This is a genomic window from Mesorhizobium sp. M0029 (assembly GCF_040323735.1).
Taxonomy (GTDB): Bacteria; Pseudomonadota; Alphaproteobacteria; order Rhizobiales; family Rhizobiaceae; genus Mesorhizobium.
Map to the genome: position 1 here is coordinate 73889 of NZ_JAMYVF010000004.1, position 16343 is coordinate 90231.

At 63.5% G+C, this 16343-nt stretch carries 13 protein-coding genes; 11 read left to right on the plus strand and 2 right to left on the minus strand.

Annotated elements, in window-relative coordinates:
* Nucleotides 1-35: 35 nt before the first annotated feature.
* Nucleotides 36-1838 (minus strand): dipeptide ABC transporter ATP-binding protein, encoded by a 1803-nt coding sequence (locus NKJ76_RS08575; protein WP_023703592.1) that lies wholly within the window; start codon nt 1836-1838, stop codon nt 36-38.
* A 191-nt stretch (nt 1839-2029) separates the two neighbouring features.
* Between NKJ76_RS08575 and NKJ76_RS08580 the strand changes: the two genes are divergently transcribed.
* The 8 genes from NKJ76_RS08580 (at nt 2030) to NKJ76_RS08615 (ending at nt 10518) form a co-directional block, all read left to right on the plus strand.
* Complete coding sequence (locus NKJ76_RS08580) at nt 2030-3388, plus strand: LLM class flavin-dependent oxidoreductase (RefSeq protein ID WP_023703591.1); 1359 nt, start codon at nt 2030-2032, stop codon at nt 3386-3388.
* A gap of 15 nt (nt 3389-3403) precedes the next feature.
* A complete protein-coding gene (locus tag NKJ76_RS08585; protein ID WP_352537207.1) occupies nt 3404-4180 on the plus strand; it encodes a DUF427 domain-containing protein in 777 nt (258 codons plus the stop codon).
* Between the two features lie 35 nt (nt 4181-4215).
* Nucleotides 4216-5856 carry an ABC transporter substrate-binding protein gene (locus NKJ76_RS08590; RefSeq protein WP_352537208.1) on the plus strand — a complete coding sequence of 547 codons (1641 nt, stop codon included), beginning with the start codon at nt 4216-4218 and terminating at the stop codon, nt 5854-5856.
* A 37-nt stretch (nt 5857-5893) separates the two neighbouring features.
* Nucleotides 5894-6853 (plus strand): ABC transporter permease, encoded by a 960-nt coding sequence (locus tag NKJ76_RS08595; protein WP_031196280.1) that lies wholly within the window; start codon nt 5894-5896, stop codon nt 6851-6853.
* Nucleotides 6850-7731, plus strand: a complete 882-nt coding sequence (locus NKJ76_RS08600) for an ABC transporter permease (RefSeq protein ID WP_352537209.1) — start codon at nt 6850-6852, stop codon at nt 7729-7731. Before NKJ76_RS08595 ends, NKJ76_RS08600 begins: the two co-directional genes overlap by 4 nt.
* Nucleotides 7732-7831: 100 nt before the next feature.
* On the plus strand, nt 7832-8317 hold the full coding sequence (locus tag NKJ76_RS08605; RefSeq protein WP_023694218.1) for a hypothetical protein: 486 nt from the start codon (nt 7832-7834) through the stop codon (nt 8315-8317).
* A gap of 164 nt (nt 8318-8481) precedes the next feature.
* Entirely contained in the window at nt 8482-9921 is a 1440-nt protein-coding gene (locus NKJ76_RS08610) for an aldehyde dehydrogenase family protein (protein WP_352537210.1), read from the plus strand.
* Between the two features lie 15 nt (nt 9922-9936).
* Entirely contained in the window at nt 9937-10518 is a 582-nt protein-coding gene (locus NKJ76_RS08615; protein WP_023746610.1) for a DUF1349 domain-containing protein, read from the plus strand.
* A 19-nt stretch (nt 10519-10537) separates the two neighbouring features.
* On the opposite strand, the gene NKJ76_RS08620 is transcribed toward NKJ76_RS08615, so the two are convergent.
* On the minus strand, nt 10538-11317 hold the full coding sequence (locus tag NKJ76_RS08620; protein WP_352537211.1) for a helix-turn-helix transcriptional regulator: 780 nt from the start codon (nt 11315-11317) through the stop codon (nt 10538-10540).
* Between the two features lie 110 nt (nt 11318-11427).
* Between NKJ76_RS08620 and NKJ76_RS08625 the strand changes: the two genes are divergently transcribed.
* From NKJ76_RS08625 to NKJ76_RS08635, 3 genes are read left to right on the plus strand one after another with little or no spacing between them, the layout of a single operon-like run.
* Entirely contained in the window at nt 11428-13587 is a 2160-nt protein-coding gene (locus NKJ76_RS08625) for a hydantoinase/oxoprolinase family protein (RefSeq protein WP_352537212.1), read from the plus strand.
* Between the two features lie 13 nt (nt 13588-13600).
* Nucleotides 13601-15805: a hydantoinase B/oxoprolinase family protein gene (locus tag NKJ76_RS08630; RefSeq protein WP_352537213.1), complete on the plus strand. Its 2205-nt coding sequence runs from the start codon at nt 13601-13603 to the stop codon at nt 15803-15805.
* Nucleotides 15802-16287, plus strand: a complete 486-nt coding sequence (locus tag NKJ76_RS08635) for an acetone carboxylase subunit gamma (RefSeq protein ID WP_352537214.1) — start codon at nt 15802-15804, stop codon at nt 16285-16287. Before NKJ76_RS08630 ends, NKJ76_RS08635 begins: the two co-directional genes overlap by 4 nt.
* Nucleotides 16288-16343 lie beyond the last annotated feature (56 nt).

Below are 16343 nucleotides of genomic sequence, written 5' to 3' on the forward strand. Positions count from 1 at the left end.
CTCGAAAGAAGGCTTGTCAGTTGCCCGCTTCGCAATCAGAGACTGCTTGCGTCTCTCCAGCAGGCGATCAGATGACCGTCGCCGGCCTGCCTGACGGGTGGTTGCGCCTTTCGGCAATCGGGCAGCGCGACAGGACAGCGGGCGGCAAAGGAGCATCCGGAGGTCTCGGCATCGTGTGCCGCGACGTGGAGCTGAGCCGGAGCCCTCGGCGCCGTCTCATCCGAGGACGCGGCCAGAAGCAGCTTCGTGTAGGGGTGGTTGGGGCCACGGAAAATCTGCTCGGATGATCCCGTCTCGACCAGCCGGCCGCGATAGAGCACGCCGATCCTGTCGGCCATATAGCGCACCACCCTGAGGTCGTGGCTGATGAACAGATAGGTGGTGTCCTTGTCGCGCTGCAGGTCGTTGAGCAAATTGAGCACGGTCGCCTGCACGGAAACGTCGAGCGCAGAGGTCGGCTCGTCCAACACCACGAGCTTCGGCACGCCGGCAAAGGCGCGCGCAATCGCCGCCCGTTGGCGCTGGCCACCAGACAGCGATCTCGGCTTCTGGTCGACGGTCGTAGCGGCAAGACGAACCGAGGCCAGGAGATCGCCGACACGCTGCTTCACCTCGCTGCGGCTAAAGCCGGCGAGCCGCCGCAGCGGACGGCCGAGGATCCTGCCGATCCGCTGGCGCGGATTGAGCGTGCGGTCGGGTGACTGGAACACCATCTGCACGTCGCGCCGTTCGCTCAGGCTTCTTTTCTCGACGCGCGGCGCGACAGTGCTGCCGAACAGCTCGACCGACCCAGCGTCCGGCGTCTGGAGGCCAGTCACGATCCTTGCCAATGTCGACTTGCCGGAGCCGGATTCGCCGATCAGCCCGAACGTCTCGCCCTGGGCTATCTCCAGGTCGATATCGTGCAGGACGGCCTGGGAGCCGAAGGCGTGGCTGATGCCTTTGCAGGCGACGGCGATCGGACGTGCGGCTTCCGGTTGATCGCTGCGGACAGGCTTCGACGGGCCGGTTGTGTGCATCTCGGCCAGCCTGCCGTCGCGCTTGGTGAAGTTGAGCGCCGGGATCGAGGCGATCAGCGCCTTGGTGTAGGCGTGAACAGGGTTCTCGAAGACATCGTTGGCGATGCCGCTTTCGACCACCGTCCCCGACTGCATCACGGCCACCCGATCGCAGGCCCGGCGGACCATGTTGATGTCATGGCTGATCAGCAGAACGCTGGTTTGGTGATCGCGGCGCAAGTCCTGCAGGATGGCGACGATCTCGGACTGGACGCTGGCGTCAAGCGCCGTCGTCGGCTCATCCAGCACCAGCAGCGACGGGTCGAGCGCAATGGCAATCGCGATGTTGGCGCGCTGCTGCATGCCGCCCGACAATTCGTGCGGATAGAGATCGAGCACCCGCTCCGGATTGCTCACCCTGACGCGGCCGAGCAGCTCGGCGGCGCGGGTGCGTGCTTCGTCCTGCCGAACCGGGCGATGCCGCATGATCGTCTCGGTGATCTGCCGGCCAATCGTCATGGCCGGATTGAGCGCCGCACCCGGATGCTGGTAGACGGCCGCGATGCGATCGCCCCTTAGCCGGCGCAGCTGTTCGCCGGAGAGATTGCGGATCTCGCGGCCCTGGAACTCGAGCGCCGACGCGGCGATCCGGGCGTTATTCGGCAGATAGCGCAGAATAGCGAGTGCCACCGAGCTTTTGCCCGAGCCGGACTCGCCGACAAGGCCGAGCGCTTCGCCTTCGCCGATGGTGAGCGACACGCCGTTGACGGCCGGATGCGATCCCCGGCGTTCATCATAGGCGACGGTGAGCTGCTCGACGTTCAGAACCGATGACGACATGTCTTGCTGAAACCACTTTCTTTCGGCGCGGTCTTCGAGGGCAATCGCTTCCGCTTTCGCGCCGCACAATCTCTATAAAATTACTCGAATTAAGCTGGAGCGCAATCTACCTTTCACCGCTCAGGAGAGATTGTCGCAGCCGGTCGAGGCATCGCGACGGTCGCCTGAAGCAGTTCTGCAAGGAGACCGGCATGGCACGCGACCACATGATCCTCAGCGCGTTTTTCTTCAATCCGCAGGGCGATCATCGCATGTCGTGGCGCCATCCGCGCGCGCCGGGCCGCGAAGTGCTCGACTTCGACTTCTACCGCGATCTCGTCCAGTCTGCCGAGCGCGCCAGGATCGATACGATCTTCGTCGCCGACCATGTCGCGATCTGGGATTCCGTACAGAGCGGCGTAGCCCATTACGCCAATGCCCGCTTGGAACCGCTGACGCTGTTGTCGGCGCTTGCCGGCGTGACCAGGCATATCGGCCTCATCACCACCGCCTCAAGCTCCTACAGCGAGCCCTACAATGTCGCCCGCATGTTTGCCTCGCTCGACCATATCAGCAAGGGCAGGGCGTCTTGGAATGTGGTGACGTCGGCCATGGACGAGGAGGCCCGCAATTTCGGCCGCGACGGCAATATCGAGCACGCCTTTCGCTATGAGCGCGCCACCGAATTCCTCGATATCGTCAAGGCACTGTGGGACAGCTGGGAAGACGAAGCTCTGCTTATCGACAAGGCATCGGGCTATTTCGCCGATCCCGACAAGGTCCATGCGATCAACCACAAGGGCCCGCACTTCAAGGTGCGCGGACCGCTCAATGTCTCGCGCCCGCCGCAGGGCCATCCGCTGATCGTCCAGGCCGGCTCGTCCGAAGACGGCAAGAATTTCGCTACCGCGCACGCCGATGCGCACTTTGCCATCTACAGCACCAAGGAAGACGGCACCAAATATAGGCAGGACATCGACGAGCGCCTCGCCCGTTATGGCCGCAAGCCCGAGAGCTTCAAGATTCTGCCGGGCATCCTGCCGATCGTCGCAGCTTCCGAAGCGGAGGGACGCGAGCGGCAGGAGTATCTGCAGAGCTTGCTTCCCGATCGGGTCGGCATCGACCTTCTCTCGAGCTGGAGCGGCGTCGATCTCTCCGTATATCCGCCGGACGGCCCGCTGCCGCCGCTGCCGGACGAGAGCACCTTCAATGGCGGCCGCACCTCGCTCAATCGCGTCAAGGAATGGTCGAAGCAGAACCTCACTCTGCGCGAGATCGCTCGCAAGCTCGCCAACAGCGGTTCGGTGCCGACCGTCGTCGGCACGCCCAACCAGATCGCCGATCAGCTGCAGGACTGGTTCGAGGCAGGTGCCGCCGACGGCTTCAACCTGATGTTCCCGCTGCTCCCGGAGGATTGGGTGAATTTTGCCGAGCAGGTCGTGCCGGAACTGCAGCGCCGCGGCGTATTCCCCACCGAATATGCGCCGGGGACGCTGCGTGACCGTTTCGGCCTGGCTCGGCCGGCCAACCGCTTCGCCGAACAGCGCGACAATGTGCGCGCCGTATCCTGACTTGGGGCAACTGATATGACCGCAGCGCCAAAACTTCAGCCCCGCGAAGCCACGGCTCCGCAGCTCATCAATGTCCTGCACAGTCCCAAGCGCATCAGGGTCAAATTCGCCGGCCGCACCATCGCCGACAGCCGCAACGTCCTGGTGCTGCGCTCCAACCATTTTCTGCCGATCTATTTCTTCCCGGCCTCCTCGGTGGACCGCTCGCTCTTGAAGCCGTCCGAGCATCGCCAGCCGCATCCAGTCGGCGGCGAAACCACCTATTGGGACCTGGAGACGGGATCGAAAGCTTCTCCCAATGCGGCCTGGTCGTTTGTCGCGCCGCCGGATGAAAGCCTGTCGCCACTGGCCGGCCGCATCGCCTTCACCTGGAAAGCGGTCGACCAATGGTTCGAGGAGGAGGAAGAAGTCTTCGTCCACGCCCGCGATCCATACGCACGCATCGATGTGCTGCAGAGTTCAAGTCACGTCCAGATCTGGTTCGACGGCGAACTGATCGCCGACAGCCATCGCCCGGTGCTGCTGTTCGAAACGCATCTACCGACGCGTTTCTACCTGCACCCGGACGATGTCAGGCTCGACCGGCTGACCGCTTCGGACAGCACGACGCGCTGTCCCTACAAGGGCATCGCCTCCTACTGGTCGGGCCGGCGCGCCGACGGCTCGGTAAGCCCCGATGTCGCCTGGAGCTACCGCGATCCCATTGCCGAAATGCCCAAGATCAGGGGCCTCATCGCCTTTTACCCGCAAGCCGTCGACCGCATCCATCTCGACGGCGAACCAGTCGCTTAAGCCATTCAACAGTCATTTCAGACAGGGGTTTCAAAATGACCAAACGCAACATCGATACGCTTCGCAATCTGTCCGGCGACATCTGGAACGTCGCCGTCGATGAGCACCAGGCCGGCTTCCTCAAGCGCCGCGATCTGCTGAAATACGCAGCCTTGATCGGCCTCACCGGCTTTGCCGCCTCGCAGGGACTTGCTGGTTTCGGCACGGCGCGCGCTGCCGGCGCCGGCGGCACGGTCCGCGTTGGGCTCGGACAGCCGACCAAGGCGATCGATCCCGTCTCCATCACCGATCCGGCCAGCATCGGCGTCATCAGCCAGGTCGGCGAATATCTCATCCTCGACGATCCCAAGGACGGTCTGCAGCCCAAGCTCGCTCTGTCGTGGGAGGCCGACGAGACCGCCAGCCGCTGGACCTTCAAATTGCGGCCGGGCGTGAAATTCCACGACGGCCGCACCGTCACCGCCAAGGATGTGGTGGCGAGCTTCGAGCGGCTGGTCGATCCGGCCAGCGGTTCGTCCGCTTTGTCGGCCTATAAGGGCATCCTGTCCAAGGGCGGCGCCAAGGTCGTCGACGACCAGACAGTCGCCTTCGATCTCGACGGGCCCAACAGCAACTTCCCCTTCTATGTCTCGTCCGACGTCTACAATGCCGTCATCCTGCCGGCCGACTATGCCGGCGATTTCGAGAAGAATTTCAACGGCACCGGCCCGTTCAAGCTCGAATCCTTCCGCCCCAAGCAGGGCGCCAGCTTCGTGCGCAACCCTGACTATTGGGGCGACAAGGCGCTGCCCGACCGCGTCGAAATCAAGTTCTTCGACGACGAGCAGGCGCAGGTGCTGGCGCTGCAGGCCGGCCAGCTCGACGTCATCCCGAGCACGACCCGGCTGGAATTGGCGATCGAGGGCAATCCCAACTTCAAGCTGCTCAGCGTGCAGGCAAGTTCGCATGACGAGGTGCATCTGAGGACCGACCAGGCGCCGTTCACCGACAAGCGCATCCGCCGCGCCTTGGCGCTCACCATCGACCGCGAGGCGGTGGTCAAGGGCTTGCTCAAGGGCCGCGCCATCATCGGCAACGACACCCCGTTCGCGCCGATCTTCCCCTCGGCCGATCCGTCGGTACCGCAGCGCAAGCAGGACATCGCCGAGGCCAAGCGCCTGCTTGGCGAGGCCGGCGTGCCGAACGGCTTCCCGGTGACGCTGACCACCGAGCGCGCCTATGACATTCCCGATTATGCCGTGCTGATCCAGAATTTTGCCAAGAAGGCCGGCATCGACATCAAGCTCAACGTGCTGCCGCAGGACGCCTATTATGGCTCGGCGAAGTTCGGCTCGTCGCCATGGCTCGATTCCAATCTCGGCATTACCGATTTTGGCCATCGCGGCACGCCCGACATCTTCCTCAACGCGACGCTGAAGAGTTCGGGCGCCTGGAACGCCGCGCATTTCAACAACCCGGCCTATGACGGGCTGCTGCTCGAATACGGCAAGGCCCGCGACCTTCAGGCGCAACGCCTTGCCGCGGGCAAGATCCAGACCTTGCTGCTGGACGAGACGCCGCTGATCATCAGCTACTTCTCGCAATACAGCCGCATCGTCTCGTCGAAGGTCGAGGGCGTCCGCTTCACGGCAATCTCGCATCTGCTGCTCGATCGCGTGACGTTCGCCCAGGCATGATTGCGAGACGTCCAGCCACTCCGGGCACCGGAATCCGATGCTGACCGGCCGCACTGTGTCGGTGCGGGCAGCCTCGCTTCTGCTCACGCTGTGGCTGGTCAGCATGCTGGTGTTCTTCGCCGGGCAGGTTCTGCCCGGCGATGTCGCCCGCCTCATGCTCGGGCCGTTCGCCGATGCCGAGGCCGTCGCGGCGCTGAACAGGCAGCTCGGCGCCGACCAGCCGGTGCTCGTGCAATACTGGCACTGGTTCAGCAGCGTGCTGTCAGGCGACTTCGGCACCTCCCTGTCGTTGCGTTTGCCGGTGGCGCCCTTCGTTCTGGAAAGCCTCAAGCGCTCGGCGGCCCTTGCCGGAATTATCCTCGTCTTTCTGTTGCCGCTGGGCATCGGCGCCGGCATCGTCGCCGGTCTCAACCAGGGCCGCTTTGTCGACCGCCTGATCGTACTCGCCGGCGTGTCCTTCGGCATCGTCCCGGACTTCGTCTCCGGCCTGCTGTTGCTCATCGTCTTCGGCCTGTGGCTGAACTGGTTCCCGATCACCGGCGCTGCTCCCGATGGCGCCGGGCTGTGGGTCAGTGGCTATTATCTGATCCTGCCGGCGCTGCCGCTGGTGCTGAACCTTGCCGGCTACATCGCCCGCATGACGCGGGCCGGTGTGATCGAGGCGCTGGCCGCCGACTATACGCGCACCGCCGTCCTGAAAGGCCTTGAGCGTCGCGAAATCCTCATCCGGCACGTGCTGCGTAATGCGCTGACGCCGACCATCGCCGTGCTGGCGACGCAGACCGGTTACATGCTTGGCGGGCTGGTGGTGATCGAAGCGCTGTTCGGCATACAGGGTCTCGGCAATCTGGTGCTCAACGCCGCCAAGTCGCGTGACTTCCCGATGCTCGAAGCCGGCGTGCTGGTCATGGCGACCATCTTCGTGCTGTCGGCCGCGGCAGGCGATCTCGTGAATGCCTTGCTCGATCCGCGGCAGCGCCGCCGTGTTTCGCCATGATGGAACTGATGGAATTGCCGGAGCGCCGTACGCTGGGCTGGCGGGCAGCAAGTCGCATCCGCGAGACTGTTTCGCAGCTGCCGCCTTTGGTGATCGTTGGATCGCTGATCCTGCTGTTCTGGGTCGGCTGCGCCGTGTTAGGCAGCCTGTTTGTGCCCTACGATCCCTATGCCGAGGATTTCCTCGTCATGCTGGCGCCGCCTGATGCCGCGCACTGGTTCGGCACCGACCAACTTGGCCGCGACGTGCTGTCGCGCATCGTCGTCGGCTCGCGTGACATCCTGCTGGTCGCGCCGGCAGCAACACTGCTCGGCGTTGCCGCCGGCAGCGTGCTTGGCCTCGTGCTCGGCTATTTCGACGGGCTGATCGACGCCATCGGCGCCAGGCTGCTCGACACGCTGATGGCCTTTCCCTTCATCGTCCTCGTCACCATGGCGCTGGTCGCGCTTGGGCCATCGAACCTCACCGTCATCCTTGTGATCGGCATCGCCTATGCCCCGCTGGTGGCACGGACGGTGCGTGCCGCCGTGCGCGAGCAGCGCGAACGCGACTATGTCAGCGCCGCTCGTCTCGGCGGCGAGAGCGCTCTTTCCATCATGTTCCTCGAGATCCTGCCTAATGTCAGGGAAACCATCCTCATCGAGCTGGTCACAAGGCTTGGCTACGCCTTCTTTTCGATCGCCACGCTGAGCTTCCTCGGCCTCGGCATCCAGCCTCCCTCAGCCGATTGGGGACTGGCGGTCGCCGACGGCTACGGCTTCCTGACCGGCGGCAAATGGTGGGTGGTGATCTTCAACTCCGCAGCCATCGTTTCGCTTGTCATGGCAACCAATCTGATCGCGCAAGGCATGGGGGCCTTCGAAAACAGCGACCGGTGAAGAGCGGAACGCTCAGCAAAGCTGACGCGCAATCGCGGACCGTGCGCTAAAATCGTTCCTCGTGATTCGGCTCTGACAGGGCCTCAAAGCAAGGAACGGCATGAGCAAGGCCCTCATTACATTCGCATTGGTCGCGGTGCTCACCGCATTGCTCATGGCGCTCAGCCTGGCGGTCGCCAGGCACGGCTATCCCTATGGCGCGATCGGGGTGAGGCGGCTGGACGGCATCGCCGATGCCGGGTCGTTCCTGCCACTCGCCGCCGTCTATTTTTTCGGCGCCATGCTGATGATGATCCTGCCGATCCGCGCCGCCGGCATCGTCTTGACCCATGCTGCGGATGCGCTGTTCTGGGCGGTGATTGCCCTGTTCGCCACAATTGTCGGCTGTCTCGTCGCCCGCTGGGCTTTCGGCCAGAGCAGCGTGCTGTGGGCGCTCCTGAACTGGCGTTTCCTGTTCGCCGCGGCCATCGTTGGCAGCCATTTCACCATGAACGAGCTGCGCCGCAACATCCTGCTCAGGAGCCTGTTCTTCGTCATCTTCGCCGCGGCGACGCTGGCTTGCCTGTTCTGGACTTTTCCGACCTGACAGGGCCGCTTTATATTGTCCGTCTTGAGGTCGCGGCTTTCATAGCCGCGCGCCATCGGCTATCCAGTCCGCAGCTAGATTTCAGCCCTCACAGTGTCGTCATTTGTCTGATAAATGATTCAGGCATACGGCACCCCAGCGAACCAATACAAGGAAACCGCGACATGAGCCTGTTTCGTAAAAATCTGATCGATGGCGAGTGGGTAGGCGAGGCCGGCTCGCGCAACATCAATCCCTCGAACACTGGCGATGTCGTTGGCGAATATGCCTCGGCCGGCGCCGAACAGGCAAAGCAGGCCATAGCGGCGGCCAAAGCCGCCTTCCCGGCCTGGTCGCGTTCGGCGCCGCTGGTGCGCCACGCCGTGCTGAAAAAGGCCTCGGACGAGATCATGGCGCGCAAGGACGAGATCGGCCGCGCGCTGTCGCGCGAAGAGGGCAAGACGCTGGCCGAGGGCATTGGCGAGACCATCCGCGCCGCCCAGATCTTCGACTTCTTCGCCGGCGAGACGCTGCGCCTGTCGGGTGAATTGGTGCCCAGCGTGCGCCCGGGCGTCGGCGTCGAGATCACCCGCGAGGCCGTTGGCGTCGTCGGCATCATTACGCCGTGGAATTTCCCGATCGCCATTCCCACCTGGAAGATCGCGCCGGCGCTCGCCCACGGCAACACCATCGTCTTCAAGCCGGCCGAACTCGTTCCCGAAAGCGCCTGGACCATCGTCGACATCTTGCACCGCGCCGGCCTGCCGAAAGGCGTGCTCAATTTGGTCATGGGCAAGGGCTCGGTGGTCGGCCAGGCCATGCTCGACAGCCCCAACCTCAACGCCATCACCTTCACCGGCTCGGTCGGCACCGGCAAACGCGTGGCCGCGGCAAGCGTCGAGCACATGCGCAAGTTCCAGCTCGAAATGGGCGGCAAGAATCCGATGGTCGTGCTCGACGACGCCGGCCTCGCCACGGCGGTCGAGTGCGCCATCAACGGCGCCTATTTCTCGACTGGCCAGCGCTGCACGGCCTCGTCGCGCCTGGTGGTGACCGAAGGCATTCATGACCGCTTCGTTGCCGCGCTCAAGGAGCGCCTGGAAAAACTCGTCATCGGCGATGCGCTCGATGCCAAGACCCAGATCGGGCCCGTCGTCGATGCGAGCCAGCTGAAGCAGGACGAGGACTATATCGCCATCGGCAGCCAGGAAGGCGCCAACCTCGCCTTCGGCGGCGAGCGGCTGGACCGCGAAACACCCGGCTTCTATCTCAGGCCGGCGCTGTTCACCGAGAGCACCAACGCCATGCGCATTTCGCGGGAAGAAATCTTCGGGCCGGTCGCCAACGTCATTCGCGTCAAGGACTATGACGAGGCGCTTGCGGTTGCCAATGACACCCCCTTCGGCCTGACCTCCGGCATCTGCACCTCTAGCCTCAAGCATGCCACGCATTTCCGGCGCAATTCCGAGGCCGGCATGGTGATGGTCAATCTGCCGACCGCCGGCGTCGATTTCCACGTCCCGTTCGGTGGCCGCAAGGGATCGAGCTACGGCCCGCGCGAGCAGGGCCGCTATGCCGCGGAGTTCTACACTACGGTGAAGACAGCCTACACCTTTGCCGGCTAATCGACGGGTGAACCGATGACAGCGGCGAAAGAGGAACTGACCTGGCTCAACCCGCCGCCGCACCATGCTTTCGGTAATGGCATCGTGCATGTGCGCACCGGCGGGGAAACCGACTTCTGGCGCGAAACCTTTTACGGCTTCTGGCGTGACAATGGCCATTTCCTCTATCGCCCGGTTGAGGGTGACTTCAGCGCCGAAGTCACCGTCAAGGGCGACTACAAGGTGCTCTACGACCAGGCCGGGCTGATGCTGCGGCTGAGTGAAACGCACTGGATCAAGGCCGGCATCGAATACACCGACGGGCTGGCTTACTTTTCGGTTGTGGTCACCAACGACACCTCGGACTGGTCGCTGCTCAGCATTCCCACCGGCCCCGACGGCGTGCGCATCCGGCTGACCCGCCATGCCGAGGCGATCCGCATCCAATATCTTGATACCACCGATGGCAAGTGGAAGCCGGTGCGGCTGGCTTATTTCCCGATCTCCAAATCCGTCGATGTCGGCATGATGTGCTGCTCGCCGCAGCGCGAAGGGTTTGAGGTAACATTCTCCGGCTTTACTGTCGGCCCGCCGATTTCCAAGCAATTGCACGACTGACGGCCATATCGATGGCGGACTAACCGTCTGCCCGATGCTGGAAGAACTGCAAAAACAGCTCCCGTTCGGTGGTTATGTCGAGCTTCTCGTAGATGCGGCGGCGGTGGTTCTTCACCGTGCCGACGGCGATGCCGAGCCGTTCCGCGATGTTGGCGGTCGGATGTCCCGCCAGGATCAACTGCACCAATTCCCGCTCGCGCAGGGACAGCTCCGGCCACAGGCTCGCCGGGATGGTCGGCTCCTGCCGGGGCGAGGCGCCGGGGCCGGTCGGCGCCGATGTGCGGGAGAATTCCGTCCCCCGCGCCTCAATGTCGAGTGCATGCAGCGCCTCGAACACCGGCAGCCGCTCGTCCAGCAGGGCAATCTCGCTCTCCTTGAAGGTGGAGGTCGAGCGGTCGAGGAAGATGCCGAGGCACCAGTCGCCGCCATCGGCCAGCATGATGCCGACCTCGTCGCAGATTTCCGACTGCGCCAGGAAGCCCGCTATGTACTGGCCGCGCTTGGCCTCGTCGTTGGCAAGCCGCTTCAGCGGCAGGATGCCCAGCCGGCGTTCACGCCGCCACGAGGCATAGAACGGGTCGAAGACGTAGTAATTGTCGAGATAGCGCCGGACCATCTCGTCGGAGAAGCGCCGGTGCTTGATGAATTCCGGCGTCTGCGTCGCCGAATATCGGGTCACGGTGACGAGATCGTGCTCGATGTCGGCGCCGATCAGGTCAATCAGGCAGTCGACATGCCTGTCCGTACCGGTGGCGGCAATCGCCCTGGCGAGCGGCCCCCAGATATTGCCCATGCGCATGCCCTTTTCTCGGCGATCCCGGTCCGGCGGACATTGTGTCTTTTGGCATATGGCGCAAGGCCGCCCAAGGAATCTAGCTTGAGCCATCCTACAGCAATCCTGAGGCGACCGTGACCCAACCCAACCTCACCAGCCCCATCGTCGGCAATCCAATCGTCATCGGCATCGACGCCGGCGGCACCATGACCGACACGATCCTTGTCGACCAGGACGGCCACTTCAAGATCGGCAAGTCGGCAACCACGCCGAAGAACGAGGCCGAAGGCTTCCTCGCATCGGCCGAAGACGCGGCCGACGCCTGGGGCATCTCGCTGGAGCAGCTGTTCTCCGGCGTCAACGTCGTGCTCTATTCCGGCACCGGCATGCTCAACACACTGTTGTCGCGCACCGGGCGCCGGCTTGGCCTGATCACCACCAAGGGTCTGGAAGACATGATCCTGATGGGTCGCGGCCTGCAGGCCTGGGCCGACTATTCCTATGCCGACCGGCTGCATGCGGTGACCCACCATCATCCCGATCCGCTGGTGCCGCGCCGTCGCACCCATGGCGTCACCGAGCGCATCGACCAGTTCGGCGACATCGTGCTGCCGCTCTACGAGCATGAAGTCGCGATTGCGGCCAGGAAGCTGATTGCCGACAAGGTCGAGGCGATCTGCATCATGACCATCTTCTCGCACGTCAATCCGGTGCACGAAAAGCGCATCGCCGAGATATGCCGCGAGGAGGTGCTGAAAGCCGGCGCCGACATCCTCATCTACACCAGCCACGAGGTCCGCCCGGTCATCCGCGAACAGTCGCGTCTGAACTCGGTGCTGATCGAAGCCTACGCGACGTCGCGCGGCCGCAAGCAGCTTAGGGGTATCGAGGACGTTTCGAAAAAATACGGCTTCAAATACGGCGTGCAGACGCTGCTGTCCTTTGGCGGCCTGACCTCAATCAACCATCCGCGCCTGCACGAAACCATGATTTCCGGCCCGATCGGCGGTATTCTCGGCGCGGCCTATGTCGGCAAGCTCATCGGCAACGACTCCCTGATCTGCTCGGACATGGGCGGCACCTCCTTCGACATGGGCGTCATCTCGCGCGGCAAGACGCGGATCGAGAACGAGCCGCTGATGGACCGTTTCAAGCTCAACGTGCCGACCCTGCATCTCGACACGATCGGCGCCGGCGCCGGCATGATCCTCAAGGTCGACCCGCTGACCAAGAAAGTCTCGCTCGGGCCGGAAAGCGCCGGTTCCGACCCCGGCCCCATCTGCTTCGCCAAGGGCGGCACTGAACCCACCATCGCCGATTGCGACGCCATACTAGGCCGCCTCAACCCGTATTATTTCCTCGGCGGCAAGGTCGTCTTGCAGGTCGAGAAGGCGCGCAAAGCGTTTGAGGAAAAATGCTCCAGCATCCTTGGCGTCGGTGTCGAGGAGGCTGCCGAAGGCATGATCGACATGCTGGAAGCCGATGCCAACAACGCGCTGCGCCGGGTCATCTCCGGCCAGGGCATCCATCCCTCGGAATTCACGCTGCTGTCCTATGGCGGCTCGGGTCCGCTGCATCTGGCCGGCTGCTCCAGGGGCATCGGCTTCAAGGACATCATCACCTTCCAGTTTGCCGCCGCCTTGTCGGCCTTCGGCTGCACCACCGCCGATTTCATGCGTCGGCATTCGGTCTCGACGCAGCACGACATCGGCGCCCGCGCAAGCGATGACGAGCTGCTCGCTTTCGGCAAGAAGGTCACCGACGTCTGGAATGATCTCACCAAGGCGGCGGTCGACGAGATGATCAGCGACGGCCATATCAGAGACAAGATCAAGACCGTGCCGTTCCTGATGATGCGCTACACCGGCCAGCTCGAGGATGTCGAGGTCATGGCACCGCTTGCCGAGGTCAATTCGGCTGACGACATGCGTAGGTTCATCGACGAGTTCGAGGCGGTCTACGCCAAGGTCAACCATCGCGTTTCGCGCTATGGCGAAGCCGGCTTCACCATCACCGAGCTCGGATTGATCGCCACCGCCGACAAGGTCAAGCCGGTGCTGCTCAAGCGCCCGCTCGGCAGATCGGACCCGGCGGCCGCCCACAAGGGTGTGCGCGAGGCCTATATCGATGGCCGCTGGCACAAGGCCAATCTCTACGAGATGGATCTCCTGCAGCCCGGCCATGAGGTGATCGGTCCGGCCATCATCGAACATCCCGCCACGACGCTCGTCGTTCATCCGCAGGACCGTGTCCATGTCGATGAGTGGACGCTGCTGCACTACACCCACGCTTGAGAGGGCGATCGCCATGTTGGACAAACCTGCCTCGGCCCTGCGCCTTCGCGAACGATTGCTCGATTCAGAACGGCTGATGGAAGAGACCGGCTGCTATGACGGCATCACCGAGCTCACGCTACGCAACCAGGACCCGCTGAAGTTCGAGACGCTGCACACCAAGCTGCGCGCCTATTGCGTCTCGGCCCGCGAAATGGCCCGCCGCATCTCGGCCTCGCCCGGCGTGCGCGAAGTCGGCGAAATGGTGGTGGCGATCTATACGCCCGAGGGCGATGCGATCGCGCTGTCCAACGGCATCATGGTCCACGTCCACACGATGAGCCGCTTCATCAAATGGATGATCGAGAACAATTACGAGGAAAACCCGAAGATCCGCGAAGGCGACATCTTTGCCAACAACGATGCCTTCATCGGCACCGTGCAGGTGCCCGACGTCATGGACGTGGTGCCGATCTTCCATGAAGGCACGCTTGTCGGCTGGGCAGGTGCCGTCTGCCATGAGCTCGAGGCCGGCGGCATCACGCCCGGCGGCGACGTCTGCCTGGCGCAAGAGCGCTTCACCGAAGGCCTGTTCGTCTGCGCCGAAAAGATCGGCGAGAATGACGAGATCCGCCGCGACTACGTCATCCGCTGCGAGCGCAATCTGCGCATGCCGATCTACTGGGTGCTGGACGAGAAGGCCAAGGTCGCCTCCTGCATCGACATGCGCGAAAGCGTCAAGCAGCTGATCTCCGACATCGGCCTCGACTACTGGATGAAGGTGTCGAAGGAGTTCATCGAGGAGGGCCGTCGCGCCCAGCTCGCCCGCACCCGCCAACTCACGGTGCCCGGCATCTATCGCGGCCACACCTTCTACGGCCATGTCACGGCGGGCAAGCCCGGCTTCCAGCTGCTTGGCGATCCCGACTGGCTCTACAACATCCCGATCGAGATGGAGATCACCACCGACGGCAAGATCACCATGGACTTCGAGGGCACGCAGCCCTGGGGCTACCATTCGATGAACTGCACGCCGGCCGGCATGGATGGAGGCATGTTCGTCACCTTGACCCAGCACATGAATTTCGAGGGCCTGGTCAATGACGGCGCCTGGATGGCGACCGAGCTGAAGCTGCCGCACGGCACCTGGACCAACCCCGACAATGAGATGGTGGCGACCGCCACATCCTGGGCGCTGCTGCTGCCGGCCTATGGCGTGTTCCAGCGCCTTTTGTCGCGCGGCTTCGTCGCGCGCGGCTTCGTCGAGGAAGCCTTCGTCGGCCAGGTCAACAGCCCGATGATCGAGATGGGCGGCGAAAGCCAGTACGGTACGCCGTTCGGCATGGCGCATTTCGAATGCGCCGCCGCCGGCTCCGGCGCGCTGGCCATCGCCGATGGCCTCGACACCGCCTATGTCGGCTGGAATCCGGAATCCGACATGGGCAACATTGAGGTCTGGGAACAGTCGATGCCGATGGTCTATATCGGCCGCTCGATCATGCCCAATTCGGGCGGCGCCGGCAAATATCGCGGCGGCTGTTCCTTCGTCTCGACCTGGCTGATCAACAAGACCTCGCACCTGCGACTGCACACCTCGGAACACTCCTCGCGGGTATTCGACAATGGCGGCATGTGCGGCGGTTATCCCGCGCCGACCTGCCAGAAGCATCGCGCGGTGCGCAACTCCAACATCCACGAACTGGCGGCAAAAGGCGAACCGCTCGCGCATGCCCCAGGTATCGATCCGCATGTCTCCGACTACGAGAAGAACATCGGCGGCGACCATGCCGTGGTCGAAGGCCCCTACATCACCTCGCCGCACAAGTCGGGGGACATCTTCAGCCATTCCTACAATGGTGGCGGCGGTTACGGCGACGTGCTGGAGCGCGATCCGGTCAAGACCGCCTGGGATGTCGAGAACGGTTTTCTCACCCGCCAGGCGGCGATCCAGATTTTCGGCATCGTGCTGAAGGACGACGCCGAGGGTTATCCGGTTGCCGATATCGACGCCACCGTCGAACGTCGTGCCGCCATGCGCAGAGAGCGTCTGGCCAAGGCGATCCCGGTTTCGGACTGGATCGCTGCCGAACGCGGCCGTGTCGCGAAGGCCGACTTCGCGCCCGAGGTGAAGAAAATGTATGCCAGCGCGATCAAGCTGTCGTCGCGCTTCACCAGGGATTTCAGCGATTTCTGGACCGTCGACGCCAGATCGATCTTCATGCCGGGAGCAAAGCCATGACCTCGTACAGCAAGGAAGTCCTCGGCGATCTCTCAGCCGGCAAGCTCCCCTGGCCTCAGACAAAGCGCATCATGAGCGCCTACAAGGACGACGACCGCTTCTTCAAGATGCTCGCCGTCTATCAGGACCGTGTCACCTGGAAGGACCCGATCCTGCTGCCGGTCTCGGATCACCTGTTCATCTGCCAGAGCGGCGACGAGCGCATCACCCGTTGCGAATGCGGCCACTCCTTCGGCGACTACCGCAAGAACTGGAAGCTCAAGGCTGCGATCAACGTGCGAAACACCGAGGAAGCGCTGCGCGAGATCTATCCCAACAGCGATATCCCCGATCCGCAATGGATGGAGATCCGCGAATTCATCTGTCCGGAATGCGGCACCATGCACGAGGTCGAGGCGGCGGCACCCGGCTATCCGATCGTGCATGATTTCGAACCCGATCTCGAAGGCTTCTATCGCGAGTGGCTGGGCAAATCGCTCTAGCGACGTGGTGACCAGCGCTGCAGGCAAGGTAGCGCTCGTCACCGGGCTGGGTCTAA